This is a genomic window from Pelagimonas sp., assembly GCF_050633425.1.
GTDB lineage: Bacteria > Pseudomonadota > Alphaproteobacteria > Rhodobacterales > Rhodobacteraceae > Pelagimonas.
Genome location: NZ_JBOEGM010000005.1, coordinates 60001 through 86052, shown reverse-complemented (window position 1 = coordinate 86052; position 26052 = coordinate 60001). Strand labels below are relative to the sequence as shown.

Sequence of the window (26052 nt, the reverse complement as noted above, 5' to 3'; positions counted from 1 at the left end):
CCGCGCAAAGCCTGTCACTCTCGGGCTATGTTTCCTATCCGTGACCACAATCCGTCTGGCCGAACCCCCTATGTGACCTACGCCTTGATCATCCTGAATGTGGTGATCTTTGCCTCGACCTGGCATTTGTCGGCCTCCCCGCGCGAGTTGCTGCAGTTTTACGCCGACTACGCACTGGTCCCGCTGTTCCTGTCAGAAGGCGACGGTTTCACGGGCCTTGTCACATCCATGTTTTTGCACGGTGGCCTGGCCCACCTTGCAGGCAACATGCTGTTTTTGTTCATATTCGGCGACAACCTTGAGGATGAGATGGGCCATATCGGCTTTCTCGCCTTCTATTTGGCCGCCGGGATTGCCGCCGGTCTCATCCATTACCTATCAGCCCCCTATTCCAACGTTCCAACCGTTGGGGCGTCGGGTGCTATTGCCGGGATCATGGGCGGGTATTTGCTTCTTTACCCCAAGGCTCGGATTGACATCCTCTTGATCCTGATCATCTTTTTCAAGGTCTTTCCAGTCCCTGCCTGGATCATGTTGGCGCTCTGGTTTGGCATGCAACTGATTGGTGGCATCGGTTCGGATCCTACCACCGGAGGGGTTGCCTATTGGGCGCATGCGGGCGGGTTCGTCGCCGGGTTGATCCTGACGGTTCCGACGTTTTTACGCCTCGGCGGCACCAAAATCTGGCGGGTTCATCATGGCCATCCGCCGCATCCAGACGCGCAATATTCCTTTTCCCGAGTTCCAAGGATCAAACGAAAATGAGCAAGCCAGTCACAGCCACATGTCACTGCGGAGCGGTCGAGCTACGCGTTACCTTAACCGATGGTCTGAACACCGCGCGCCGTTGTGATTGTTCGTTCTGCCGCCGTCGCGGAGCCCCGGCAGTTTCTGCGCCTTTGGGTGGTATCGAGGTGATCAAGGGGGCCGAGAAACTGACGCTCTACAGTTTTAACACCCATACCGCCAAACATTATTTCTGTTCGGTATGCGGGATTTACATGTACCACCAGCGCCGTTCCAACCCGAATGAATTTGGCGTTAACCTGTATGCGATTGCTGGCACCGAGCCCACAGAGATCGAGCCGGTCCCTTGGGTTGACGGCGTCAACCACCCTTCAGATCGTACATGAGGCCCCATGCACCCGCTTGTCACCCAATCCCAAATCGACCAGTTTCAACGCGACGGCGTCACCTTGATAAAAGGCCTGTGGGCTGATCAGGTCGAGACGCTGCGCGCCGGTGTCGATCGCAATATGGCGCACCCCGGCCCCTATGCCGCCGAAAACCTAAAGGATGGCGAAGCGGGGCGGTTTTTCGACGACTATTGCAACTGGCAGCGCATCCCCGAATTCAAAGAGGTGATCCACACCGGCCCTGCCGCCGAAGTGGCCGCCGACCTGATGGCCTCGCAACGTGTTCAGCTGTTTCACGACCATGTCTTGGTCAAAGAGCCGGGCACATCCAAGCCGACTCCGTGGCATCAAGACGGGCCATATTACTTTGTGTCAGGTCTGCAAACCGTCAGTTTTTGGGCCCCCCTGGACCCGGTGACAGAGGCCTCCTTGCGCTGTGTCGCGGGATCTCATCTCTGGGACAAGCCGGTTTTGCCCACCCGCTGGTTGTCGGAAACGAACTTTTATCCCGATCAAGACACTTACATGCCCGTTCCTGACCCAGATGCCGAAGGGATGGAGATCACCGAATGGCCCATGGAACCCGGCGATGCGGTGGCCTTTAACTATGGTATTTTGCATGGTGCCCGTGGCAATAGCACCGGCAATCGCCGCCGCGCCTTTTCGCTTCGGCTTGTCGGGGATGATGCGCGCTATGTGGAACGCCCCGGCAAAACATCACCGCCCTTTCCCGGCCATGATATGCAACCCGGCCAGCGCCTGCGTGAGGATTGGTTTCCCGTTCTTTTTGAGCGATGACACCAGTCAAACCGGTTGTTGAGCACCCAATCTGGGTGCGACAGGCCTTGCACAAGACGGAAATTGCCCCTTTGAAAGATTTGGCCGAAAGGTCAGGTCGGCCCGGTCAACGCTTTGGTCCGAGGTCAGAGTTGGCCCAGAGTTTGGCCCAAAGCGCGCTGCTACAAAACCTGCGCAGGATATGCCCCAAAGCCGACGTGACACGTGTTGTGGGGTTCGACAAAACCGACAGGCACAACTGGGTAACGCCATGGCACCAAGATCGCGTGATTGCGGTCTCTGACAAACACGACCTTCCCGGATATGAAAATTGGTCACAGAAGTCAGGTATTTGGCATTGCGAACCGCCTGAGACGATCCTGCGATCCATGCTGTTCACACGGCTTTTTCTGGACGATGTCGGGCCCGACAATGGCGGTATGGAGTATGCCAAAGGCAGCCATATGTCCGGTTGTGTCGCCGCAAGCGATGCTGAAAAGACGGCGCTTCAATACGAAACAGAGATCGAAACGGGCACGGCGGGCGATCTATTGATCTTGCCAATGCTCACCTTGCATCGGTCCCGCCCGGCAAAACAGCCCGGTCATCGGGCTGTTCTTAGAATTGACTGTGCGACGCAACCACTACCTGCCCCGCTAAGTTGGCTTAGCTGGGAACGCGAATGATTTTCGCAAAGTTTGAGAAGATATCGTTGTTGGCGCAGATCAGATTGCCCGTGGCCAAGGGATCTTGATCCTTGCGGATACCTTCGATCAGCGCGCCAGCCTCTTGGGCGATCAAATAGCCGCCTGCAATGTCCCACAGGTTCAGCTCACGCTCCCAATAACCGTCATAGCGCCCTGCAGCCACATAGGCCAAATCCAGCGCAGCCGACCCAAAGCGGCGCACGCCCGCACATTCTGGCATCAAACGGGCCAAATCTTGGAGGGTCGCAGGCAAAGTGCGTTTCGCAGCAAACGGAATGCCGGTGGCAAACACGCCTTCGATCATGCGATTGCGGCCTGACACCCGGATACGGTTGGAGTTGTTCAACCAAGCACCCGCACCTTTTTCGGCAAAAAACATCTCATCTTTGGCCGGATCAAAAACCACAGCCGAAACGATCTGACCTTTGTGTTCAAGCGCAATGGAGACGGCCCAATGTGGCAAGCCGTGCAGGAAATTGGTGGTGCCATCAAGCGGATCAACGATCCAGCGGCGGGTCGGGTCTTGGCCCGCGATCTCTTCGGATTCTTCGCCGAGCCAACCATAGGTCGGACGCGCGCCCAACAATTCTTCTTTGAGGATGTTTTCAGCCGCGATGTCAGCCCGGCTCACAAAATCCCCGGCCCCCTTCATCGAAACTTGGAGGTTCTCAACCTCACGGAAATCCTTGACCAAGGAACGGCCGGCTTTGCGCGCGGCTTTGATCATGATGTTGAGATTTGCACTGCCTTGCATGGCTTGGCCCCGTGAATGTGATGAGATGAAACGCGATCAGGCCGCGCATATACGCGGCCTGACAGCAAAAGCCAAGAGCGAAGCGTCTTAGCGGTAAACAACGCCCTTTTCACCAACCGGCGCATAGGCCGCTGGTGTGGATTTGCGTTTGGGCGCGGCCGCGCGGTGAACCTTGCCGGGGCGATCGACGTAAGCACCAGCATTGGGTGTGCCACAGCAGATCACGCCACCCGCCATCACCGGCTGAAGACCCGCGGGGCAATAGTTAGGCGCGTTATAGGAATGCACCAAAGCGTTGGAATTTGGGTTATTCGTGCCATCCCCCATATACATGTCGCCCCAAGCCATTGCGGCCGAGCCAGATACGGCCATCGCGGCTGCCGCCACAAAAATACGTGCTATACGCATGATATCCCCCATTTAAGACTGGTTAATTCAGTGTTTTGTCCAAGCTACCAATACAACCGCAATAGTCAATTTATTCATGCGAAAAACCCCTGAAAACAGAGGGAAAGCCGGGAATAATTGATTTGATTTGATGAAAGACCGCAAAATATGCCCTGGGTCGCGTCTTGGGTCGCGCCATTGACGTCCCAAGGGAAACCAACGTCCGCAATGCGCCCTAGGCGCGAATCCCTATCCTATTTTGATGCATTGAAACATTTGCCCAGGAATTTGGACCAAATTCACACGGGCCATCACAGCCGCTTGAGCGGGGCTTTTGCGATCCACGTTTGTCCCGCATCTTAGGCACAACGCCACGCAACAGGAGCCTTCCAATGACCCATCTCACACGCCGTTCCCTTCTTGGCCTAAGCCTCGCTGCGCCCGCTCTTATTCTGACAGCGCGGGCCGCCGTGGCCAAGGAACCCGACATATATGCCGAAGGCGGCGTGGCCATCGACGGGTCAGACGCCGTTGCATATTTTGACAACAACGGCCCGGTTGCGGGCGCGGCCGACCATACGGTTGATTGGAAAGGCGCGCAGTGGCGCTTTGCCACAGCGGCCAATGCGGCGACATTCCAAGCGAATCCGACCGCCTATGCCCCGCAATTTGGTGGATATTGCGCCTATGCGGCGTCGCTGGGCTATGTCGCGCCGACAATGCCCGAGGCTTGGACGATTTATGAGGGCAAGCTGTACCTGAACGCCAATTTACGGGCGCGGGAGCTTTGGCTAAAAGACGTTCCCGGCAATATCGCCAAGGGTGAGAAGAACTGGCCCGGCATACTTGGGTAAGACACATCGCGACCGGTTCAGAGACAGGGTTAACGGGAGTGAGAACGCCCCGTTAACCAGAAAAAAGGAGATTTTTGCAACCCTGCTCTGATCCAGACCGGAGCCTGATATGACCCATATGATGACCCTGCTCAGCCTGTATTACCTTTGTGACCAAGCCGCCGCCACGCGCGGGCTGACCCGTGAAGAAGTCCAAAACTGTATGGCCAACTATGAGCAACTAAAGCAGGAATTTGTTCAAGAGGCCCCTGCCCCATTGGGCAGCCCGGAACGCGCCGCCCAAAACCGTCTGGGCTATCGCAGCTTCAAAAGCTGGGAAGACAGCAACTCAGCAACAGTCCAAGAATTGCGCGCACAGGCCCGTATCAGATTGCAACACAACTGATCACCGCCCACTGCCCCCGTCGCTATCCAACAGGGTCGGGATCGCCCTTTGACTGTTCGGCATCATCACAAATCTCATACCAAGACGGTTTTTCCGACACAAATTCATGCAGCGAATTGCGAACCGTCAGATCACTATCAATCGCATTGGCCGCTATCGGAAAACTGTCCATGTCCGACAGGATTTCGCCAAGGGACGTGCCGCAGACTTTACAAAAACAGCGACCATACTTATAGGGTGCAACCGGTTCAAAAAGCGCGACATTGTCCCTGCCTTGCACCCAAGTCAGATGCTCCTTTTTCACAAAGACAATCGCACTCGCCCCGACTTTGCGACAACGCGAACAATGGCACGTGCCCATCATTGGTGGCTCTCGAGAAAGTTCAAACTTCACCGCACCGCAACAACAACTTCCTTTGATCACTGGATGGCTCCCTGTACCCAACACGCCCCAAGAACATTAAGGGAACATTTGCTTTCAAGCAATGCAACAGTTAAATGCCAAAGGCTTTTTACCACGATCAAGCAGCTGTTTTGATCACCTAGTTCGCTTGCTTCCAACAAAAATCAGGACCGCCCATTTTTTAATGGTACGGACCTGTAATGGCATCACCGCCAGTGCCAGGGTGCTGCGCGCAAAGGCTAGGAGCCGTAGCGCTCAAGCAGGGTTCGCAACGCATCTGGCGACAGGGGAAACAAGCTCTGACGCGCCTCTGCTGGCAAAGTTGGACGATTTAGCATCTCTTCCCTCCCATGACATTTAGCACCAAGTTAAACGCCAAGGCCCAACGCGTCATGGGGAGAAAGCCCTAGCCTTTCCCAGCAACCGTTGGCTGAGCTATACGGGCGTGTTGGCAAAGGGTTCAGCGACGACCTGTGCGTCATCCTCATAAACCACATACCCGACATTGTCCGACCGCAACGTGTCGATGACATAGCCATGCAGCTCAAGAAGCGCGATCAGTTCATAGGCTTTGACCAGCGCGTCATTGGCCGTCGGCTTGAACCAGCTCAACCCTTTGGTGTCGCGGCGCTTCCCCCCCCCCTTGGAGGACGTTCGGTTGAAGCGGTCTGGAACGGTCAAATTCGTGCGAACCCAACTGAGGAAGTCTTCGAGCTGATCCGAACTCAACTGGTTAAGGTCGTGTTGAGACCTAAGCGCATAAGCCGCACAAAAGAACCCTTCTCGGGGCCCCATATTGTCTAACAACTGCGGTGTCAAAAACGAACAAACATACACAAAACAAGGCCATAACCGGCCCGTCACCCTTTAACCTTTCATCAAACGATCCGCTTTTTTGCGGACCAACACGGTGCGCAGATCATGCATCGCAAGCAAAAGTGAATCTGTCACCTCATCCAGTTGCTCCGGGCTTGCCTTGGATTGCGCCCATTGCGTCGTGATGTTCATGTAATCAACCGCGCGGTGAATATCGTCGATGTCGCGCATCGCCAGCAAGGCTTTGCGTTCCGCCACCCAGCGGCTGATTTCTTTCTTATCTTCGGGGCTCAATTCGCGATCGCCATGGGGCTTGATTTCGCCCTTGTTCATATTGACGACCGCGATTTGTTCCATCTCGATGCGGCGTTGGCGGTTTTCGGTATCGACCCGAAACACCGCCGCGCCATTTTCGCGGATCCGGTAATAATAGTCGGGAAGCTCGCCCGTCATGTCAGCTCCTTAACTCAACCCGTCGCAGAAACGGGCAATGCGCGTGCAGGCCTCAGTCAGGGCCTCATCAGAGGTAGCGTAACTCACCCTAAAGTTGGGTGATAGACCAAAAGCTGCGCCAAATACGACCGCAACGCCTTCCTCTTCCAGCAGAGCCTTACAAAACGCCTCGTCGTTCTCGATCTTCGCACCACCCGCAGAGGTTGTGCCAATGCACTCCGCAATCGACGGATAAACATAAAACGCGCCCTCAGGTGTTTCGCAGGTGATCCCTTTGCAAGCGTTCAAACCGGCCACCACGAGATTGCGCCGACGCAAAAACGCCTCCGAGCGGTCCGCCAGAAAATCCTGTGGGCCATTCAATGCTTCAACCGCCGCCCATTGGCTGATGCTGCTGGGGTTTGTGGTCGATTGACCTTGGATTTTGCGCATCGCTGCGATCAGATGCTCGGCCCCCCCCGCGTACCCAATACGCCAACCGGTCATCGCATAGGCTTTGGACACGCCGTTCACGGTCAATGTCCGATCATACAAACGCGGTTCGATCTGCGCCGGGCTGGTGAATTCGAACCCATCATAAGCAAGGTGTTCATACATATCGTCGCTCATCACCCAGACATGCTCGTGGCGCATCAACACGTCGGTCAGCGCCTTAAGCTCGTCGCGCGAATAGCCTGCGCCGGTCGGGTTGGAGGGCGAGTTAAAGATGAGCCATTTGGTTTTCGGCGTGATCGCCGCCTCCAAGGCCTCGGGCGTGATTTTGTAACCAAGCTGACGCTCGCCTTCGACAATCACCGGCTCGCCACCACCCAGGCGCACCATGTCAGGATAGCTGACCCAATAAGGCGCGGGAATGATCACTTCATCGCCCGGATTCAATGTCGCCATCAGGGCGTTATACAACACTTGTTTGCCGCCGGTTGAGACGCTGATTTGCTTAGGCGTGTAGTCCAAGTCATTCTCGCGCTTGAACTTGGCACAGATCGCTTCTTTTAGCTCAATGATGCCGTCGGGTGCCGTGTATTTGGTTTTACCCGCCTCAATCGCCGCAACTGCCGCCGCTTTGATATTATCAGGCGTATCAAAATCAGGCTCGCCCGCGCCTAGGCCGATCACGTCCCGGCCCGCCGCCTTGAGTTCATTCGCCAGTTGCGTCACCGCCACCGTTGGAGAGGGTTTCACACGGTCAAGGGTCTGCGACAGAAAGGACATAGGTCACCTGTTTGTAAAAATGCAGTTCTTGTCATAGTTTGCGACCGGGTCCCGATCAAGCGGTCCGAAGCGGAGAATTTTTAGCCATGAGCGACGATTTTGACTGGTATGGGCCTGAGGCCGCCACTTTCGGAGATCGACTCGCGGCGGCGCGCGAGGCGGCAAGCATGACCCAAGGCGCCTTGGCCAAACGGTTGGGCGTCAAACTCAAAAGCCTGCAAAACTGGGAAGAAGACCTGTCAGAACCGCGCGCAAACCGCCTGTCGATGATGGCAGGAATCCTGAACGTGTCGATGGTTTGGCTGATCACCGGCGAAGGCGAAGGCCTGACCGACCCCGACGAAGACGACACCATCGCCCCAGACGTGAACGCCGTGTTGACCGACATTCGCGCACTTCGGGCCGAATTCAAATCCCGCGCTGATCGCTTGGGTTTGCTCGAGAAAAAGCTGCGCATTCTGCTCAAGGACCAAAACCCCAATGTCTGAAACCCGTGACACCCGCCTGCGCCGCCTGAACATGCGCTCGATGCGCCGAGGCACCAAGGAAATGGACATCTTGTTGATGCGCTACACAGCGGAACGTCTGGCTGATTTGTCGGATGCTGAATTGGACGCATACGAAGCCCTCTTGGATGAAAACGACCAAGACATCTATCAGTGGATTTCGCAGCAAAAACAATCTCCTACAGAGCACGAACCCACGGTAGCCGACATCATTCGCGTCGCGGCCAACGGCTAAGCGCCTTTCCGCCACTTCCCGACCGGATCGGTAGGATTGCGGATTCCGTCTCAGCCTCTAGCTGTGTTACCCTGCCCTCAACGCAGGTATTTTGAGGTATGGGGCAAGTCATGCAGGTCACGCGGCGGACATTCACTTTGGGGGTTTCGGCCCTTGTTTTGGCGGGTTGCGGCGGTGGCGGCACCGCGCAGATTGCCAGTTCCAACAAGGTCGATCCGGCTTTCCTGCCACAGCCCAACGCGTCCTATGACAGCTGGGTGGCGGCGTTCAAACGGCGGGCGCAATCGCGCGGAATTTCCAAGGCGACGCTGGCTGCAGCGTTTCGCGGTCAGGGATATTTGCCCGGTGTGATTGATCGCGACCGCAACCAAACCGAATTCAAACGCTCGCTCGAAGATTATCTGGCCATTGTCGCGCCCGAGGAAAAAGTCGCCATTGGCCGCAAATCCTATGCCAGCCAACGCAAGGCCTTGGCGCAGGTCGAGGCGCGGTATGGTGTTCCCTCGGAGGTTTTGGCGTCAATCTGGGGGCTTGAGAGCTATTTTGGCACCAAGCGCGGTACGATTCCGGTGATTTCGGCCACCTCGACTTTGGCATGGGAAGGGCGGCGCGGCCGTTTCTTTGAAAGCAACCTGATGAATGCCTTGCGCATTGTCCAGTCGGGTGATGCCAAGCCGAGCCAGCTCACCGGAAGTTGGGCCGGGGCCATGGGCCACACACAATTGATTCCAGATGCTTATCAGGCGCACGCCGTTGATTTTGACGGCGATGGCAAGCGCGATATCTGGAGTGACAATCCGATTGACGCCTTTGCCACCACCGCCCGTTTTCTGCAAAAAGCCGGATGGCGCAAGGGGCAGAGCTGGGGGCTTGAGGTCACACTCCCGGCGGGTTTCAGCGCTGGAATTGGCCACAAAAACAAGCGCAGCGTCGACAGTTGGCGTGCCTTGGGCGTCAAGGCAGCGGCGGGTGGGAGCCTTCCAAACCACGGATCAGCGGCGATTCTTGCTCCGATGGGGCGCGACAAACCGGCGTTTTTGGTGTTCCACAACTTCAACATGATCAAGCGCTACAACCCGTCCGACAATTACGCGCTTGGGGTTGGCTATATGGCCGGCCGTCTTGCCGGGGGCGGGCCGCTCAAAACCCGTTTCGGGCCTGACAAATACGGGTTGGTTTTGCAAGATCGCAAAGACCTGCAAAGCGGATTGAGCCGTGCCGGGTTTGATGCGGGACGCCCCGATGGTGTGATCGGCAAAAAGACCGAAGCCGCCATTCGTGGGTTTGAACAGGCTCGGGGGCTGCCTGTTACCGGCAAACCCTCACAAGCTTTGCTCAGGCTACTTCGTTAAGCATTCTCAAGAGCTTGGCCCGCGGACTGCGCGATCATATCGCGTATAGCGGGGGCTTGAAGCTCTTGCAGAGACCGGATTTTCAGGTGTCGACGGCGCTTGCCAGACCCTTGCAAAATCCCCACAGGATCCATCAGGTCCGCCCCATGCGTAAACTCAATGCTCATATGGTTTTTGTAAAAGAAGTGGCCACCAAATTGCGTGCTCGGGTCACCCGCCACCGCCTCAAAAAGCTTGCCGCCATATTTGGGGACAAAGGCCACATCCGGGCAGATTTCAAGCACCATCTCCACAACCGCGGAATCCAACTCCGCAACTGAATTTGCCTCCATCACCTCACCACCTCTGACGCCAATTCCACAATGCACCCATTCAGGTCACGGAGATAGGCGACCGTCTGCCCCCATGGCTTGTCCTGAGGTTCAGAAACCGGCACCGCCCCGGCCAATACCGCCCGATCATAGGCTGCGGCGACATTGTCCGTCACCAAGCATATCTCCCACGCTGCGGCCAAGGCTTCGGGGCGATTGGGCGACACCGCCACGCCGTTTAACTCAACATCCGCCTCGCGAGCAAAGGCCAAGGCGGTCGGGCCGGTCTCCATTTCGGCATAGGTTTTGGTCTCGTGCATAAATCGCAGCGGCAAATCAAACGCCGCAGCATAGAAGGCAACGGTTGCGGGAACGTCTTGAACGTAAATAATTGTATATCCGAGTTTCATACCCCGAATGTATCGCAAATCGGCGGGGCAAGATTGAAGAAATCGGACATCATTGCAGTTTGGAAAACCCCGGCAGGCTTATCTGGGTCGGGATTTTGGCCGGGGAGAAGCCGCCAAATCGGCGAAAGCTGCGGATCAAGTGGGCTTGGTCAGCGTAACCGGCATCATGGGCAGCCTCACAGGCGCCAAGCCCCAGATCGCGGATCAAGCGCAAGGCGCGATGAAAGCGAATGAGTGAGGCATAGAGCTTGGGGGCCAGCCCAACTTGCCCCGTGAACCGCCGATTCAACTGCCGCTCGGACATGCCAAGCTGATCGGCAAGCGCGTGGATCGCAATCTGCCCGGCTGTGGCCCGGATCAAGGATAGCGCATTGTCCAGCAAATCGCCGCGACCCGCATGTTCCAACCCGTTCTCAATACCCGCAAGAATCGCCCGCAATGACTTGGCATCGCTTGTTTCTGGCAGCCTGTCCAACTGCGGTACAAGGCGTTGCGCCCCAGACCCGCGCGAGACATGGTCCTGAGCGATGTCTATCTGGCTTTGCCAAAGCGAGCGCGCCATCCAAGGTTGCAGCCGTAACCCAACCCAGACATCGCAAGGCTGGTATTGGACAGTATAGGCGCGGGTCGCCGGGCCAGTCACGATCGGAGTGATTTCAGTGATCTCCTCGCCCCGCGCGATCCCCTTGAAAATTATGTCACACCGGCCATCTGGCAGGATAACGGTCTGACCGGCATTCGACGCAGCAAAGGACCAAAAGGTTTCGCCCCCCAAAGATGTGGCCGGGCTGTGTTCGTGGTATCCGGGTGAAATTGGCATGGGCTGACGGTATCAAAGCCACCCCCCGCCGCAATGCAAAAGGGCGGGAAAACCCCGCCCTTTGACCGTCATTTCAGTGTGGCTCAAACTTCAACCAAAAGCCGGGCTTGATACGCCTTGAGCGACATGCGCGCCGCGCCATATGCCTCCCGGCCCATTGGTGAGACGAGTTGCGGGAAAAGCAGGATCAACTCTTCGCGCTGATCCATATCAAGCCCCGCCAGCGACAAGTCACCGGGTTGGAAGCTTTCGGTCCAGGTGCCGTCCGACATCACCAATTCGTGGTGATCAAACATGAAATGCACATAGGTAACGCCAGCGGTTGGACATTCGCGGGTGATCCCCGGACGGCCGACCAGATGGGTTGCGGCCACCAAAACCTCGTCTTCGCCAAACAACAGTTCAATCGCGTAGCCTGACATCACCACGCGGTGCTGCGGGGACACGACCATGTCGCGCTCAGGCATACCTGCGCCCAACGCTCCCCGTGCGATGCGGATGGGTTGGAGCGACGGATTGGAGGCGATTTCGCCGCCGTCCAAAACCTTGGTCCCGGCCCAGCGGACAGTTTGGTAGCCGTTGTCGCGGGTCAAAACCACATCACCTTGGCTGATGTCGGCCACATCAACTTCGCCGAGCATCGTCTTGATCAGGGTGCCGGGGGTGAAACAGGGCACGTAATTGACCGTTTCGATCTCAGAAAAGGTCAACGAGCTGCCATCGAGCCAATCAACCGTCCCGGATTCCGCGCCGCTCATGGTGATCGTCGCGGGCCCGGTGATGTTGAGCGTATCGCCAAGGGTTTCGCCCCCCTCGCCACCGGTGACCGTCATGCTGCCACCGTCCAAACCGGACGCGCCCGCATTGAAAACATCATCGCCGTCGCCGCCCTGGGCATCATCCCCAGAGCCAACGGAAATCACATCATCGCCGCCGCCACCAAGCAGAGTATCGGCACCGCCTTCACCCGACAGCGTGTCATTGTCGTCGCCGCCATCGACAAGATCATCGCCAGCGCCGCCCGTCAACGTATCTTCGCCAAGACCGCCAAGCACGGTGTCATCACCGGCCCCGCCATCCAGCAAATCGTCGTCATCGCCTCCATCAAGTGAGTCGACTCCGTCACCGCCGCCAATCACATCATCGCCAGCACCGCCAAGTAGGGTTTGCTCGCCATCGGCACCTGACAGCGTGTCGCTGCCGTCACCACCATCAAGCGTGTCTTCGCCAACACCGCCGGTCAGACTATCGTCGCCACCAGCTCCCACAAGGGAATCGGCACCACTGCCGCCGGTGAGTGTATCGCTTCCGTCGCCCGCTTCGAGGTCAATGCCATCATCGTCACCAGACCCATCCAACACATTACCGCTATCATTCAGAATGAGGGTTTCGATGCCGCTAAAGGCCACCGTATCGGTCCCATCGCTGAGCGTTCCGCTTTCGTCGCCGCTATAGGTCACGGTCAGTGGCCCCGTGAGGCCAGAGGCATCCAGAGTATCATCATCGACACCCGTGGTTACGGTTTCGCCGCCCTCAATCGTATCGCTGCCAAAGCCATCATAGAGGGTAAAGAAATCCTCGTCGGCCCCGCCATCCATGCTGTCATCGCCAAGACCGCCAACCAGCGTGTCGCGACCATCGCCACCTTCCAGCGTGTCGTCACCGGCCTCGCCAGACAGGCTGTCATCACCCGCTTCGCCCAACACGCTGTCATCAGCGAGACCGGCAAGCACAGTGTCATCGCCAGCACCAGCAGTGATCGTATCAACATCGCTGCCGCTTGGACCGTCACCATTGTCGACCATGTCGCCATCCGGATCACCGGTATAGCTGTCGTCAATCAGGTTATCACTGCCATCGCCTTCGACGATACCCGGAGTTGGTGGGGTCGGAGTTGGCGGGGTCGGCGTTGGTGGCGTGGGAGCCAGCGGAATGCCAATAGCATTAAGCTGTGCCGGGGTTTGAACCTCGGCTGGGCCCACGCCCTCTAGGGTCAGCGTTTCGCCATTGGGGAAGGTCAGAACCGCATCCCCGGTGCCGTCGCCATTGGTGTCACTGACCGTGACATCATCGGTGTTGACCGGATCGCCGCCCGCATCTGTCAGGCCTGTGACATCAAGTTGATCAAAGCCCGCAAAGGTACCGTCTCCATTGTCGGTCGGGGCCTCGAACTCTTGGATCAGATCGCTGCCAAAACCATCCTCCAGGATCAACTCATCGTTAACGCCATCATCAGCGCCCAATGCGATGGTGTCGTCGCCCAATCCGCCGGTGATTGTGTCCGCGCCGCCATTGCCTGCGATGCTGTCGTCGCCAGCGGACCCCGTGACGCTATCGTCGCCCGCCCCGAGTTCGAGGCGTTCGATCTCATCAAAGCTGGTCGTGTCACTGCCGTCGGTCACGGTGCCGGATTCCGCCGCGCTCATCGCGACGGTCAAGTCATCGGCCAGCGCCGAGAGGTCCAGCACATCGCCAAGGGTCTCGCCGGTTTCACCACCGGTGATGTCGTCATTGTCCAGCCCGCCGTCGACAATAAACACGTCATCGCCGCCCTGGCCGTCCACTGTGTCATCGCCTGCCGCGCCGCTCAGCGTGTCCGATCCGTCCCCGGCCAGAATGGCGTCATCGCCAGCAGACCCCGTGACGCTATCGTCGCCCGAGCCCAGCGCGATTTCTTCGATTTCCTCAAAGCTGGTTGTGTCGGTGCCGTCGGTGATCGTGCCCGTTTCCGCCGCCGAGAAGGTGACGGTCAGATCGTCGCTCAGGTCGGTCAGGTTGACTTGGTCGCCATCCGTTTCGCCCGCTTCGCCACCGATCAGGCTGTCATTGTCGAGACCACCTTCGATGTTGAAATGGTCATCGCCACCTTCGCCATGCACAGTGTCATCGCCGCCAGCCGCATAGATCGTGTCATCACCACCACCCGCTTCGACGCTATCATCGTCAGACGCATCGGAATGGTCCGCATTGTCGATCATATCCCCATGCGGATCACCCGCATAAAGCGTGTCGATCACCTCACCCGAAGACGTGCCGGAGACCACATAGTCGGGGGTCGTGGTGCCGCTCGTTGGGATGCCGATCGCCGCCAATTGGGCCGGTGTCGCAACATCCGCAGGCGCGACGCCATCCAATGTCAGAACAACCATCCCAGGGAAGGTCAAAACCGCATTGCCGCTGCCATCATCGGTGACGATGACATCGTCGGTATCGACGGGGTTGCCGTCATCGTCGGTCAAACCGGTGACGTCCAACAGATCAACACCGGTAAAGGTACCATCCCCATTGTCGATTGGTGTCGCAAACCCGGTCACGGTGTCGGCTCCACCGAAATCCTTGAGGATCAGGGTGTCTTCGCCAGCGCCCAGAAGGATGTTTTCCACTTCGTCAAACACCAGCGTGCTGGTGCCATCGCTCACAGTGCCCGCTTCGGTATTGCCATCGCTCAGATCAATGCGCAGCGCATCGGTCACCGCGCTTAGGTCAAGCGTGTCGCCATGGGTTTCGGCCACACCTTCGGCGTCGACAGTGTCATTGCCAAAGCCGTTTTCAATGTGGAAGGTATCGTCCCCAAAGCCACCCCAGAGGAAATCGTCACCAGCCCCGCCATAGAGCGCGTCATTGTCATATGACCCACGCATCCAGTCATTTCCGTCGCCACCAATCAGCGTGTCTTTGCCTTCGTTGCCTTCCAGCCTGTCGTCACCTGCGCCGCCTTCAACATAGTCTTCACCGACCTCACCAAAGAGCGAGTCATTGCCATCGCCGCCGATGATGCTGTCATCACCGTCATTGCCGCGCGCACTATCGTTGCCGTCACCCCCCACCAGGGTATCCGCGCCGTCGCCACCGCGAAGCGTATCGTCACCGATCCCGGCAACAACGCTGTCGTCGCCTTCTTCGGCTTCGATACTGTCATCGCCTTCGCCAGTCAGGACCGTGTCATTGCCACTATCCGCATGAACGATATCGTCGTTTGAGCCGTCGGAGTGATCGTTGTTGTTGATCATATCGCCTTCGGGATCGCCAACATAAGCCGTGTCGATCAGATCACTACCGCCGGTGCCTTCGACGAAATAATCGCCGGCGTGCAGGTCGACACCCATGGCAAAGAGCTGTTCCTTGGATTCAACAGCCGCTGGTGGCACACCAATCAGCGTCAGTGTTGTGCCGTCTGGGAAATTCAGCACGGCATCGCCGCTGCCATCCCCATTGGTGTCGGTCACGGTGATATCTTCATGGCTGACCGGATTGCCGCTGTCGTCGGTCAAACCGCCGAGGTCCAACAGATCATTGGGGGTAAAGGTGCCATCACCATTGTCGGTTGGGGCCTCAAAGCCGGTGATGGTGTCATTGCCATCCCCATCGCTGAGGCGGATCAGATCGTCCTCCCCATCACCAAGGCCAATGTCAAAGCTGTCATCGCCAAGACCACCCTCAACTGTATCAGCGCCCGCACCTGTGCTGACCGTGTCATCGCCGTTGCCGCCAACAACGCTGTCGCCCGCGTCGCCAGTATCAATGTGTTCGATCTCGGAGAAATGGACCGTTGTGCCACCAAGCGCCATGGTGCCCGCCTCTGGATCGCCCGCCGCCAAGTTCACGGTCACTGAGCCAGAGTAGTCACCTGACGTCAGCGTATCACCACCGGTTTCGGCATTTTCGCCGCCCGTGACAGTGGCGCTGGTGCCGTCAAGAAGGGCTGTGTCGACGGTGAAAAGATCATCACCATCATCGCCGGAAATCGTGTCGCCGCTGCCGATATCAATGCTGTCATCGCCCGCATCGCCATGCATGACGTCTGCGCCTGCGCCCCCTTCAATCGTGTCGGCTCCGGTGCCACCATACACGGTGTCTGCCTCTGCGCCCGATTGGATCAGGTCGTCACCGTCGTATCCATATACAAGGTCCGCATCAGACAGATCAGAATGATCGCCTGCATCGATCATATCGCCTTCGGGGTCCCCGGTATAACCGCCATCAATGGTGTCATCTGCCGCGCTTCCCTCGACAATAAAGTCAGTGGCCGCAGGTGCGGACGGAATACCAATGGCTTCGAGTTGATCGGGAGAGGAAACCGCGCCCGGCGCGACCCCATCCAAAGTCAGGCTTTCACCGTTGGGAAAGGTCAAAACCGCATTGCCCAGGCCATCATCGCTCACGACGACATCTGCGGTGGTGACAGGGTCGCCGCCCGCATCGGTCAAACCGATCACGTCAAGCTGGTCATTGCCGGTATAGGTGCCATCGCCATTGTCGGTCGGAGCTTCGAATTCGAGGATTTGATCGTTGCCAAAGCCATCACCAAGGATCAACTCATCCGCCACGCCATCGCTGGCCCCAAGCGCGATTGTGTCATCACCTGCACCGCCGGTGATCGTGTCAGCACCGCCATTGCCTGCGATACTGTCATCCCCGGCTGATCCGGTGACGCTGTCATTGCCCGCGCCCAGCTCAAGCCGTTCGATTTCTTCAAAGCTGGTGGTCTTGGTCCCATCGCTGATGGTCCCGGTTTCGGCTGCGGTATAATCAACAGTCAGATCGTCGCTGAGATCGGTCAGGTTGACTTCATCACCCAGCGTTTCGCCGGTTTCGCCACCAATCAGGCTGTCATTGTCGAGGGTGTTTTCGATGTTGAAACGGTCATCGCCCCCCTGCCCGTGCACAGTATCGTCACCCTGCGCGGCATAGATCGTGTCATCGCCCTCACCCGCTTCGACGCTGTCATCATGCGACCCATCTGAATGATCATTGGCGTCGATCATATCGCCATGCGGATCATCGCTATAGGCGGTGTCGATCACCTCACCAGCCGCTGTGCCCGACACAATAAAGGACGGCGCGGAAGGGATGCCGATGCTTTCAAGCTCAGCCGGATCATTCACGTCTGATGGGGCCACACCAAGCAATGTGATCGCTTCACCGCCCGGGAATGTCAAAACTGCGTTGCCGCTGCCATCATCGCTCACCACCACGTCACCGGTGTGGACCGGTGTTGTGCCGCCATCACTGGTCAGGGCCGAAACATCGAGCTGATCATTTGTGCTGCCATCACCGCTGTCGAGCAAGTCAAAGGACTGCACAACATCACTGCCCGAGCCATCGGCCAAAACAATCGTGTCACGGCCCGCGCCAAGGTCAACAATCTCGATCTCACCAAAGGTCGCCGTATCCGCGCCTTGGGTCACAGTGCCACTTTCGACCCCCGTTAGATCGACGGTTGTATCCGTGGTGAGTGATGTCAGATCAAGCGTATCCTCATCCGTGCCACCTTCACCCCCTGTGATCGTGTCATTGCCAAAGCCATCGTCGAACTGGAAAAAGTCCTGATCATCGCCGCCTGACATGTCGTCGTCACCCGCGCCACCGATCAGGGTATCCTGACCTGCGCCACCCGACAGCGTATCGGCATCTGCACCGCCATCAATGATGTCATCGCCTGCATCGCCCGACAGGCTGTCCGCGCCGCCCGCCCCATCAAGCGTGTCATCGCCTGCGCCTGCGTCGATCACCTCGGCACCGGCACCGCCGGTCACGCTATCGTCTTGATCGGTCAGGGTCATGGTTTCGATTTCAGTGAAATCAATGCTGTCCGCCCCAGAGGTCACTGCCCCCGCCTCATCCCCCGAAAAGGTGACTGTCACGCCATTATTGCCAATTGCGCTTAGGTCAAGCCGGTCCGTGTCAGACCCGGTCGTGACGGCTTCGCCCCCCGCAACCGTGTCATCACCAAACCCGTCTTCAAAGGTGATGACATCCGCGTCAGCCCCGCCGTCGATCAGATCATTGCCAACGCCACCATTCAGCGTGTCCTGGCCCTCGTCGCCATTCAGGGTGTCATTGCCGCTCATACCATAAATCAGGTCATCACCGGCCCCGCCATCAATGCTGTCATCCTGATTTTCAGGGGTCGCATAGGTGGTGGTGCCGGGGTTGCTAAACCCATCGGTCGAAAACGCATAATTTGTCCCGGCACCGCGCGTTGTCACTTCGAACACCAACTGTTGCTGGCCTTCATAGGTGAACTGCGCCCAGTGATTTTCGTCTGCATTGCCTGAACTTGTATAGTCAGAGGCCGCCGACAATTGTTCGGAGCTATCAGAAGGAGTCAGATTCGACGCTGGTGAGGCCGACAAAGTCACCGATGTCACATCCGCAGATAGGGCTGTCACACTTTCGTCAGTTGTATCAACGTCATGGAACGTGAAACCACCGCTGATCAGAATTGGCTCACCTGTGGCTTGGTCAAAGAACTCAAACCCAAGGGTCACGCCATTTCCAGCGACCGTCTTGGCATTGTCGTTCAGAAAAATCGAGTTGGTGCCAAATTCGATTTCAATGTTTGGATCATCCGCATCCAGAACGGTCATTCGCGCCTGAACAACGGTGCCATCGCTGGTCGTCCCGATATTGTCATAGACCGCATATTCGCCGATCACACCCGCGCCGGAATTGCCGCTATCCGAGATGGTGGAGAAATCGAAACTGGCCAAGGTTCCGGCGTCTTTGCCAATATCCGCGTCTTCACCATAAATCGTGTCGTTGCCGTCACCGCCAGAAATCGTATCCCGGCCTGATCCGCCCTCGGCAATATCGTCGCCTGCGCCCAGGCTGATGTCATCCGCACCAGAGCCGCCATCGACACTGTCGGCACCGTCACCCGCGCTAATGGTATCGCCATTCAAACCACCAGACAGGCTATCCGCGCCGCCATTGCCAGTCAGAACATCGCTTCCTTCACCGCCGACAAACGTGTCATCCCCGCCACCGCCGGTCAGGCTGTCATCGCCATCGCGCCCAACGACAAAGACACCATCGCTTGTGGCCGCTGACGCATCAAGGGTGTCGTTTCCCGAGCTGAGGAAGAAACCTTCAACCTCGGAAAAGCTCCCGCTGTCGCCATCCGCATCGGCATAGGTGCCTGCCTCATCGCCGCTAAAGGTGACGTTCAAAACATCATCCGCCGCGCTGATATCGACCACATCCATATCATCGCCGGATTCGCCGCCGGTGATTGTCTCGTTGCCCGTGCCGATCACAAACGTGTCTGAGCCACCACCACCCGCAAGCGTCTCACTGCCGGCGCTGGAAAACAGCGTGTCGTCGCCATCGCTGCCAATCACCGAGGAGAAGTCAGTCAAACGCGTCCCGCCACCAAGCTGCGCATCCTGGCCGCCATCCGAAATTGCATCACCAACGACAAAGGTGTCCGTTCCATCCGAAAGGGTAGTTTCGCCGTTGAACACATCGTATTCGACCGAATAGCCAGATCCCAAACCGGAAAAGTCCAACATGTGCCCGCCAGACGCTCCGTTGATCCCCGACCAGAATGCCGAAGAGTTCCAGTTCGATGTTGTGACCGTATACGTCGCCATGTCAGCGCTCCTAACCTCAATACTCACCACGATCTGTGGCCAACCGCCCTGCAGACGGTTTTTGTTAGGTGCTAGAAACGCTGTGAATTGGTCACGAATGCGGAACTGCTGGGCAAACTTGATGAAATTTAAGGCCAGACTTGCCTCATTCCAGCCATTGTTTCCAAAATTTAGACTAATCCGCCCAACGAAATTTCAGCATAAGCTTATATTTTAAAACAGTAATTTCAGCATAAAAATTATAATGGTGGTTCAGGGCGCATTTTGGGGCGACAAAAGGTGACTCCCAGATGTCTGTCAGGGAATTATCAATCTTTGACACTCTATATTGGACACAGATGGATCAGGTTAGTCATTCATAGGCCTCGCGCCTAACCCTTAAGGAGTTCCATCTGGTTCGCCACGTGCTCTGCAATTTCAGAGCTGAGTGGCCTGTAACAAGGGCAGTAAGCGGTACGCGGTGATCGTTTCTGGCGACAACGCTTTTATGAGTAGGCCGGGGCACCCGTTGCCCCGGCATTCCTGCCCAGTCGCTTAGGGCCCAGTGCTTTAGGGCCCCGTCGTTTAGGGCCGAGTGGTTTAAGATTATCCATCGCCGCATTTCTCATTTAGCTCAAATCTAACGCATCGCAAAAGCCCGGTTTGACTCCGATCAAGGTAACTCCAGAGCGCGCCTGCCACAGTATCTGTTGTGGAACAGGAGGATCGATCATGCGTACTCTCATCGGACTAACTTTTGCGGCCCTTGCCGTGGCAACACCTGCCCTTGCCCAAGATGCCGACATCGGGCGATCACATTATCACACGCATTGCGCCACCTGCCACGGGCTCGAAGGCGCGGGTGATGGCCCCATGGCGGGGGTTTTGATGATCAAGCCAGTCAATTTGACCGAGCTAACCGCCTCAAACGGCGGCGTTTTCCCTCTGGAACGTGTCGTGAAGCGTATTGATGGTCGCGATCCTTTGGTCAGCCACGGCTCGCCGATGCCGGTCTACGGAGATTACTTTGAAGGCACGTTTGATGTGCCCATGAAAACCCCGTCTGGCCAGCCGGTTCTGACCTCACGGCCGGTTGTGGATCTCATCGCATATATTCGCGAGATTCAGCGGGTTGAGTGACCTTCGCCTAAGGTGACGTCCGGCATATCCCCTTGGTCTGCACCCCGGACCAAGGCAGGCGCACAGTGCCCTGCCCCAATGCCCGATCAAGCCCATCAATCGGCATTTCCTGCGCAATCATAGCCCGCAAGCGGGCTGTGCGTGGGGCCTTTGGATCAAGCAACCGACAACAGACATATTCCTCGACAATTGAGCCTTGCTGCTCATACCCGTAGTCCAGAAAACTGCGGGTATTGTCAGGATCAAACAAATATGGGTCAGCGTTATTTGCGTGCTCGTTCAATGCCTTAATCGGGTGATACCCGGTTCGGTCGCGGTTTTGCCATTGCCAAACATGAGTCGCCTCATGGGCGAATAGCATGGCATAAAACAGATCAATTTTCTCGGGCCAGCCAGGCATGAAATCTTTGGCAAACAGATCCTTACGATACAAAACCTTGTTGAAAAGCACGGTCGCCGCCGGTGACACCGTAACTGTTTTTGACTCGGTCTGAGGCGGCCAAATTCGTTCCTGACACGTGGTGCGCGGTCGAACCGGAATTTGATAGGTCACCGATCCAGCAAAGTGCCCGTTCACGATCCGGATCGTTTTCGGGTCGAGCTGATCGCCGTGAATAGCTTGAAGATAGGCCGTTTCGGACGGCGTCAACACCCGCCCGCATGACGACAAAACCAAAAGGAAAATCAACACATACCGCATGGCCCGAGGTTCCCCCAAGCGCGAGATTTACGCAAGCACTTCCACGGCCCAAATGGGTTAAACGTCAAGTTCTTCCACAAAGCGGGCGTTTTCCTGAATGTATTGAAACCGCAGCTCCGGTTTTTTGCCCATCAAACGCTCGACCAGATCACCGGTTTCACCGGGCTCATCCTCATCAATCGTCACACGAATCAAGGTTCGGGTGGCGGGGTCCATCGTGGTTTCTTTCAGGTCCTTGGCGTCCATTTCACCCAGACCCTTAAAGCGCTGAACGTCAATTTTCCCTTTTCCACCAAGGCCTTTTTCCAAGACACGATCTTTTTCAGCATCGTCAGGAACATAGATTCGCTTGGCGCCTTGGGTCAGCCGATAGAGCGGCGGGCACGCCAAATAGAGATGGCCGGAATCGATCATCGGGCGCATTTGGGTAAAGAAAAACGTCATCAAGAGCGCCGCGATATGGGCCCCGTCGACATCCGCATCGGTCATGATGATGATCTTGTCATAGCGCAGATCATCCACGTTGAATTTCGCCCCGACACCGACGCCCAAAGCCTCACACAAATCTCGAATTTCTGCGTTTGAATTCAACTTGTTAGACGCGGCACCAAGCACATTAAGGATCTTACCCTTGAGCGGCAAAAGCGCTTGGGTTTCACGGTTGCGCGCGCCCTTGGCAGACCCCCCCGCTGAATCACCCTCCACGATGAACAACTCAGTGCCTTCGCGCGATTTCGACGAACAGTCGGTCAGTTTGCCGGGCAGACGGAGTTTCTTGGTGGCCGATTTACGCGCGGTTTCCTTTTCCTGACGGCGGCGCAGACGTTCCTCGGCGCGCAGAACAAGGAAATCCAGAATTGCGCCAGCGAACTTTGTGTTTGATGCCAACCAATGATCGAAGTGGTCGCGAACAGAGTTTTCGACGAGGCGCTGCGCCTCAACCGTGGCCAGACGATCCTTGGTTTGGCCAACAAATTCCGGTTCGCGAATAAAGCACGACACCAGCGCGCAACCGCCAGTGATCAGGTCATCCCTATTGATTTGACTGGCTTTTTTGTTGTGCACCAACTCGCCGTAGGCGCGAATCCCCTTGAGAATCGCGGCCCAGAATCCGGCTTCGTGGGTGCCGCCTTCGGGGGTTGGCACGGTGTTACAATAGGATTGAATGAAGCCATCGCGTGATGGGGTCCAGTTGATCGCCCATTCCACCTTGCCCGGGGTGTTGAATTTCTCCTTGAAATCCACAACCCCCGCAAAGGGACTCTCAGCGTAAGGCGTTGATTTCTCTAGCGTTTCAGACAGGTAATCGGACAGGCCGCCGGGAAAATGAAAGACGGCTTCCGAGGGTACATCCGCGTCTTCGACATGGCATTTCCAACGGATTTCCACCCCGGAAAACAGATAGGCTTTGGACTTGGCCATCTTGAGCAAACGGGACGGTTTGAACTTGTGAGACCCGAAAATTTCTGCATCAGGGTGGAAGGTTACGGTTGTTCCGCGCCGATTAGGAGCCGCGCCGATTTTTGCCATCGGGCCAAGAAGCTCGCCACGGGAAAACCGAATTTCATAAAGCTCTTTGTTTTTGGCAACTTGCACCACAAGGCTGTCGGTCAGCGCGTTCACAACGGTGGCCCCAACCCCGTGCAAACCGCCCGAGGTTTCATAGGCATCGCCATTGAATTTGCCGCCGGCATGCAGCTCGGTAAAGATCATTTCCAAGGCGGTTTTGGACGGATCTTCGGGGTGCGGATCAATCGGAATGCCGCGCCCGTTGTCGCGAATAGTCAAGGAATAATCGGAGTTTAGCTCAACCTCGATCCGGGTGGCGTGACCGGCGACGGCCTCATCCATGGAGTTGTCGAGAATCTCAGCCGCCATGTGATGCAGCGCGCGTTCATCAGTGCCGCCGATATACATACCGGGGCGCATCCGCACCGCTTCCATGCCTTTGAGCACCTTGATCGAGGAGGCATCATATTTCGGTGCTTCACCGCCGGAAAGGAGATCGTCAGGCATAAACGCTGCTCATTCTTGCTGTTGTTTGAAAGCTATTATGACAGGTCTGCACGACGCGTTAAAGGGGCGGTTAAGTGTCGGAGCGGTCAGGTTAACAGCGATTTTGCACCAGCCCCATGGGGATTTCGTCGGGGCAATCTGTCTGATTCCACCCGAGTTTGGGGGAGATTGCCAAAGGGTAATCTGCGCGCCCAAATCAGCGATGGGAGGCAAAATGTGTGATTCTGGCGGCGTTTGGTAGAGTTTGCCCACCCCCTGCAACCGAGGTGATCGAGATCCGCATGACTTGGCGTCAAAAATGGTTAACGGCGGCGGCGTGACAGCGGTTTGGCAGGGAACAACCGGGTGCCCCTGCCAGGATTTTCATCACTTGAGTTTCATGGTGTAGGAGACGCCATTGTCACGAGTGAAGAACGCCGAATTGCCCGAAACATGGACATCGCGGCATTCGGTGCCAGCGTATTTTTCCGGCGTCGCGATGGTGCGGCACCATCGGGTGTTTTTGATCTCCCATGTGCCGGTGAGATCACCGCCGATGCTGCCATCGGGATTTACTGCAAGGTTGCCGTCTTCGTGCAAAATGGTGCGGCCGATAAGGGCGTCTGGATTATTGGTCTTTGGCAAGTCCTCAGGTGCCGAAATTTGGCACGCTGAGAGGACAACCGTAGCGGCGAAAAGGAAAAATGGTTTCATATCGCGACCTTTGAATTTGAATGCTGCTACTTAGTCGGAAAACGAGTGAGCAAGCAATCGCCCTGCATAGCACAGGTTTTTATGTCGCAGAAACGGGCGACGCCGCCCATTTTCAGACCCGATAACCGCAGTTATTGACCGCGCCGCAGATACTCTCGGACGATGCAATTTGGATCGGTGGCGCGCAGAATCCGTTCATTGGCGACACGCCAGTCATCGGGCGTGAACTCCGGGAAAAACGTATCGGCATCGGGCACCTGAAGATCGACTTCGGAGATCAAAAGTCGATCCGCAAGGGCGAGCATTTCTTGGTAGATGCGCGCTCCGCCAATACCATAGACCCGATCATAGCCTTGGTCTGAGGCCAGTTTGATGCCCTCAGCAATGGACGGCACGACGATGTCAGCGGCGTCGGGATGGGAGGACACAACAATATTCAGACGCTTGGACAAGGGCTTAACCGGCAGGCTATCCCATGTGTTGCGCCCCATTATCAACGCACCACCAAGGGTTTCGCGCTGAAAGGATTTGAGATCTTCGGAGACGTGCCACGGAATGGTTCCGTCCCGGCCAATGGCGCCATTCAGGGCGCGGGCAACGATAAGTGTGATCATATTTTCAGCGCCTTTCTTAGACCGCGACCGGTGCGCGGATCAGCGGATCGGGATCATAGCCGTTGATTTCAAAGTCATCGTATTTGAAGTCAAAAATCGACGTGACCTCGCGCTTGATCCGCAAGCTGGGGAGCGGTTTTGGCGTGCGGGACAGCTGCAACTCCACCTGCTCCATATGGTTGGAATAGATATGGGCATCGCCCAAAGTGTGAATGAAATCACCGGGTTCATATCCGGTAACATGGGCGAGCATCACCTGAAGCAGCGCATAGGAGGCAATGTTGAACGGCACGCCCAAAAACATATCGGCCGAGCGTTGATAGAGTTGCAGATGCAATTTGCCATTCAACACGCGCACTTGCCACATGGTGTGACACGGCGGCAGCGCCATGCGCGGCACATCAGCGGGGTTCCACGCCGAGACGATCAGGCGGCGACTGTCGGGGCTGTTTTTAATCATATCAACAAGTTGAGAGATCTGATCAATGCTCTTTCGGGTGTAAAGCGGTGAGCCATCCTGCGTCTGGTCCGTCGGTTCCAACGCCGGAAAACTGCGCCATTGATAGCCATAAACCGGTCCAAGATCGCCCTGTTCATCGGCCCATTCATCCCAGATCGACACGCCGTTTTCCTGCAAGTAACGCACATTGGTATCGCCGGACAAAAACCACAGAAGTTCATGAATAATGGATTTTAGGTGCAGTTTTTTGGTGGTGACCAACGGAAAACCATCGGCCAGCCGATAGCGCGATTGCAATCCAAAATAGGACCGTGTGCCGGTTCCGGTGCGATCGCTCGACTCTTCGCCCATGTCCAGAATGGTTTTTAACGCGTCATGATATTGCTGCACCTTGGCCCTCGTCCTTTGTGTTTTAAAGCCGGATGTCATCCGGTCGATGTGATCAGAAAACGCCAATCGCGCGGTTTTGACAGGCACCGATATACGGTGTCACGACGAGCCGGGCCTAGCGATTCCTTTCCCACGATATGAGTCGAGGGACACTATATATGGGGGGC

The 26052-nt window shown here is 56.8% G+C and carries 25 protein-coding genes; 10 read left to right on the top strand and 15 right to left on the bottom strand.

Features of this window, described 5'->3' with window-relative positions; translation table 11 throughout:
- The first annotated feature begins 27 nt into the window (after window positions 1–27).
- From ACRBB0_RS05005 to ACRBB0_RS04990, 4 genes are read left to right on the top strand one after another with little or no spacing between them, the layout of a single operon-like run.
- Complete coding sequence (locus tag ACRBB0_RS05005) at window positions 28–765, top strand: rhomboid family intramembrane serine protease (protein WP_431373310.1); 738 nt, start codon at window positions 28–30, stop codon at window positions 763–765.
- Window positions 762–1133: a GFA family protein gene (locus ACRBB0_RS05000; protein WP_431373309.1), complete on the top strand. Its 372-nt coding sequence runs from the start codon at window positions 762–764 to the stop codon at window positions 1131–1133. The genes ACRBB0_RS05005 and ACRBB0_RS05000 overlap by 4 nt, the downstream gene beginning before the upstream one ends.
- A 6-nt stretch (window positions 1134–1139) precedes the next feature.
- Complete coding sequence (locus tag ACRBB0_RS04995; RefSeq protein WP_431373308.1) at window positions 1140–1934, top strand: phytanoyl-CoA dioxygenase family protein; 795 nt, start codon at window positions 1140–1142, stop codon at window positions 1932–1934.
- Complete coding sequence (locus ACRBB0_RS04990; RefSeq protein ID WP_431373307.1) at window positions 1931–2599, top strand: phytanoyl-CoA dioxygenase family protein; 669 nt, start codon at window positions 1931–1933, stop codon at window positions 2597–2599. Before ACRBB0_RS04995 ends, ACRBB0_RS04990 begins: the two co-directional genes overlap by 4 nt.
- Here the strand turns inward: ACRBB0_RS04990 and ACRBB0_RS04985 are convergent.
- Window positions 2580–3374, bottom strand: coding sequence for an inositol monophosphatase family protein (locus ACRBB0_RS04985; protein WP_431373306.1), 795 nt, complete (start codon window positions 3372–3374; stop codon window positions 2580–2582). The two genes, ACRBB0_RS04990 and ACRBB0_RS04985, sit on opposite strands and share 20 nt — an antisense overlap.
- Before the next feature lie 87 nt (window positions 3375–3461).
- On the bottom strand, window positions 3462–3782 hold the full coding sequence (locus tag ACRBB0_RS04980; protein WP_431373305.1) for a hypothetical protein: 321 nt from the start codon (window positions 3780–3782) through the stop codon (window positions 3462–3464).
- Between the two features lie 371 nt (window positions 3783–4153).
- Here ACRBB0_RS04980 and ACRBB0_RS04975 point away from each other — a divergent pair, with 371 nt between their 5' ends.
- Together ACRBB0_RS04975 and ACRBB0_RS04970 are read left to right on the top strand one after the other, a co-directional pair.
- Entirely contained in the window at window positions 4154–4615 is a 462-nt protein-coding gene (locus tag ACRBB0_RS04975) for a YHS domain-containing (seleno)protein (RefSeq protein WP_431373304.1), read from the top strand.
- A 109-nt stretch (window positions 4616–4724) separates the two neighbouring features.
- Entirely contained in the window at window positions 4725–5000 is a 276-nt protein-coding gene (locus ACRBB0_RS04970) for a hypothetical protein (RefSeq protein WP_431373303.1), read from the top strand.
- Between the two features lie 22 nt (window positions 5001–5022).
- On the opposite strand, the gene ACRBB0_RS04965 is transcribed toward ACRBB0_RS04970, so the two are convergent.
- The 4 genes from ACRBB0_RS04965 to ACRBB0_RS04950 form a co-directional block, all read right to left on the bottom strand.
- Window positions 5023–5364 (bottom strand): GFA family protein, encoded by a 342-nt coding sequence (locus ACRBB0_RS04965; RefSeq protein ID WP_431373302.1) that lies wholly within the window; start codon window positions 5362–5364, stop codon window positions 5023–5025.
- 474 nt (window positions 5365–5838) lie between these two features.
- Window positions 5839–6132, bottom strand: coding sequence for a hypothetical protein (locus ACRBB0_RS04960; RefSeq protein ID WP_431373301.1), 294 nt, complete (start codon window positions 6130–6132; stop codon window positions 5839–5841).
- 138 nt (window positions 6133–6270) lie between these two features.
- Window positions 6271–6672 carry a hypothetical protein gene (locus ACRBB0_RS04955; protein ID WP_431373300.1) on the bottom strand — a complete coding sequence of 134 codons (402 nt, stop codon included), beginning with the start codon at window positions 6670–6672 and terminating at the stop codon, window positions 6271–6273.
- Between the two features lie 9 nt (window positions 6673–6681).
- The gene (locus ACRBB0_RS04950; protein WP_431373299.1) at window positions 6682–7884 is read right to left on the bottom strand and encodes a pyridoxal phosphate-dependent aminotransferase; all 1203 of its coding nucleotides are present in this window, start codon (window positions 7882–7884) and stop codon (window positions 6682–6684) included.
- Between the two features lie 86 nt (window positions 7885–7970).
- Between ACRBB0_RS04950 and ACRBB0_RS04945 the strand changes: the two genes are divergently transcribed.
- The 3 genes from ACRBB0_RS04945 (at window position 7971) to ACRBB0_RS04935 (ending at window position 9977) form a co-directional block, all read left to right on the top strand.
- Entirely contained in the window at window positions 7971–8372 is a 402-nt protein-coding gene (locus tag ACRBB0_RS04945) for a helix-turn-helix domain-containing protein (RefSeq protein WP_431373298.1), read from the top strand.
- Entirely contained in the window at window positions 8365–8625 is a 261-nt protein-coding gene (locus ACRBB0_RS04940; protein WP_431373297.1) for a succinate dehydrogenase assembly factor 2, read from the top strand. Before ACRBB0_RS04945 ends, ACRBB0_RS04940 begins: the two co-directional genes overlap by 8 nt.
- A gap of 110 nt (window positions 8626–8735) precedes the next feature.
- Window positions 8736–9977 carry a lytic murein transglycosylase gene (locus tag ACRBB0_RS04935; protein WP_431373296.1) on the top strand — a complete coding sequence of 414 codons (1242 nt, stop codon included), beginning with the start codon at window positions 8736–8738 and terminating at the stop codon, window positions 9975–9977.
- On the opposite strand, the gene ACRBB0_RS04930 is transcribed toward ACRBB0_RS04935, so the two are convergent.
- The 4 genes from ACRBB0_RS04930 to ACRBB0_RS04915 form a co-directional block, all read right to left on the bottom strand.
- Entirely contained in the window at window positions 9974–10309 is a 336-nt protein-coding gene (locus ACRBB0_RS04930) for a DUF1801 domain-containing protein (RefSeq protein ID WP_431373295.1), read from the bottom strand. The genes ACRBB0_RS04935 and ACRBB0_RS04930 overlap by 4 nt on opposite strands.
- A complete protein-coding gene (locus ACRBB0_RS04925; RefSeq protein WP_431373294.1) occupies window positions 10309–10698 on the bottom strand; it encodes a VOC family protein in 390 nt (129 codons plus the stop codon). Before ACRBB0_RS04925 ends, ACRBB0_RS04930 begins: the two co-directional genes overlap by 1 nt.
- A 49-nt stretch (window positions 10699–10747) precedes the next feature.
- On the bottom strand, window positions 10748–11518 hold the full coding sequence (locus ACRBB0_RS04920) for a helix-turn-helix domain-containing protein (protein WP_431373293.1): 771 nt from the start codon (window positions 11516–11518) through the stop codon (window positions 10748–10750).
- A gap of 83 nt (window positions 11519–11601) precedes the next feature.
- Entirely contained in the window at window positions 11602–19893 is an 8292-nt protein-coding gene (locus ACRBB0_RS04915) for a Hint domain-containing protein (RefSeq protein WP_431373292.1), read from the bottom strand.
- Between the two features lie 711 nt (window positions 19894–20604).
- On the opposite strand from ACRBB0_RS04915, the gene ACRBB0_RS04910 reads away from it, so the two are divergent.
- A complete protein-coding gene (locus tag ACRBB0_RS04910) occupies window positions 20605–21012 on the top strand; it encodes a c-type cytochrome (protein WP_431373291.1) in 408 nt (135 codons plus the stop codon).
- 7 nt (window positions 21013–21019) lie between these two features.
- On the opposite strand, the gene ACRBB0_RS04905 is transcribed toward ACRBB0_RS04910, so the two are convergent.
- From ACRBB0_RS04905 to ACRBB0_RS04885, 5 genes are all read right to left on the bottom strand, one after another.
- Complete coding sequence (locus ACRBB0_RS04905; RefSeq protein WP_431373290.1) at window positions 21020–21712, bottom strand: hypothetical protein; 693 nt, start codon at window positions 21710–21712, stop codon at window positions 21020–21022.
- Window positions 21713–21769: 57 nt separating this feature from the next.
- Window positions 21770–23728, bottom strand: a complete 1959-nt coding sequence (gene parE / locus ACRBB0_RS04900) for a DNA topoisomerase IV subunit B (RefSeq protein ID WP_431373289.1) — start codon at window positions 23726–23728, stop codon at window positions 21770–21772.
- 366 nt (window positions 23729–24094) lie between these two features.
- Complete coding sequence (locus ACRBB0_RS04895) at window positions 24095–24421, bottom strand: hypothetical protein (protein ID WP_431373288.1); 327 nt, start codon at window positions 24419–24421, stop codon at window positions 24095–24097.
- A gap of 131 nt (window positions 24422–24552) precedes the next feature.
- On the bottom strand, window positions 24553–25035 hold the full coding sequence (locus ACRBB0_RS04890) for a dihydrofolate reductase (RefSeq protein WP_431373287.1): 483 nt from the start codon (window positions 25033–25035) through the stop codon (window positions 24553–24555).
- A gap of 16 nt (window positions 25036–25051) precedes the next feature.
- Window positions 25052–25885: a thymidylate synthase gene (locus ACRBB0_RS04885; RefSeq protein ID WP_431373286.1), complete on the bottom strand. Its 834-nt coding sequence runs from the start codon at window positions 25883–25885 to the stop codon at window positions 25052–25054.
- Window positions 25886–26052 lie beyond the last annotated feature (167 nt).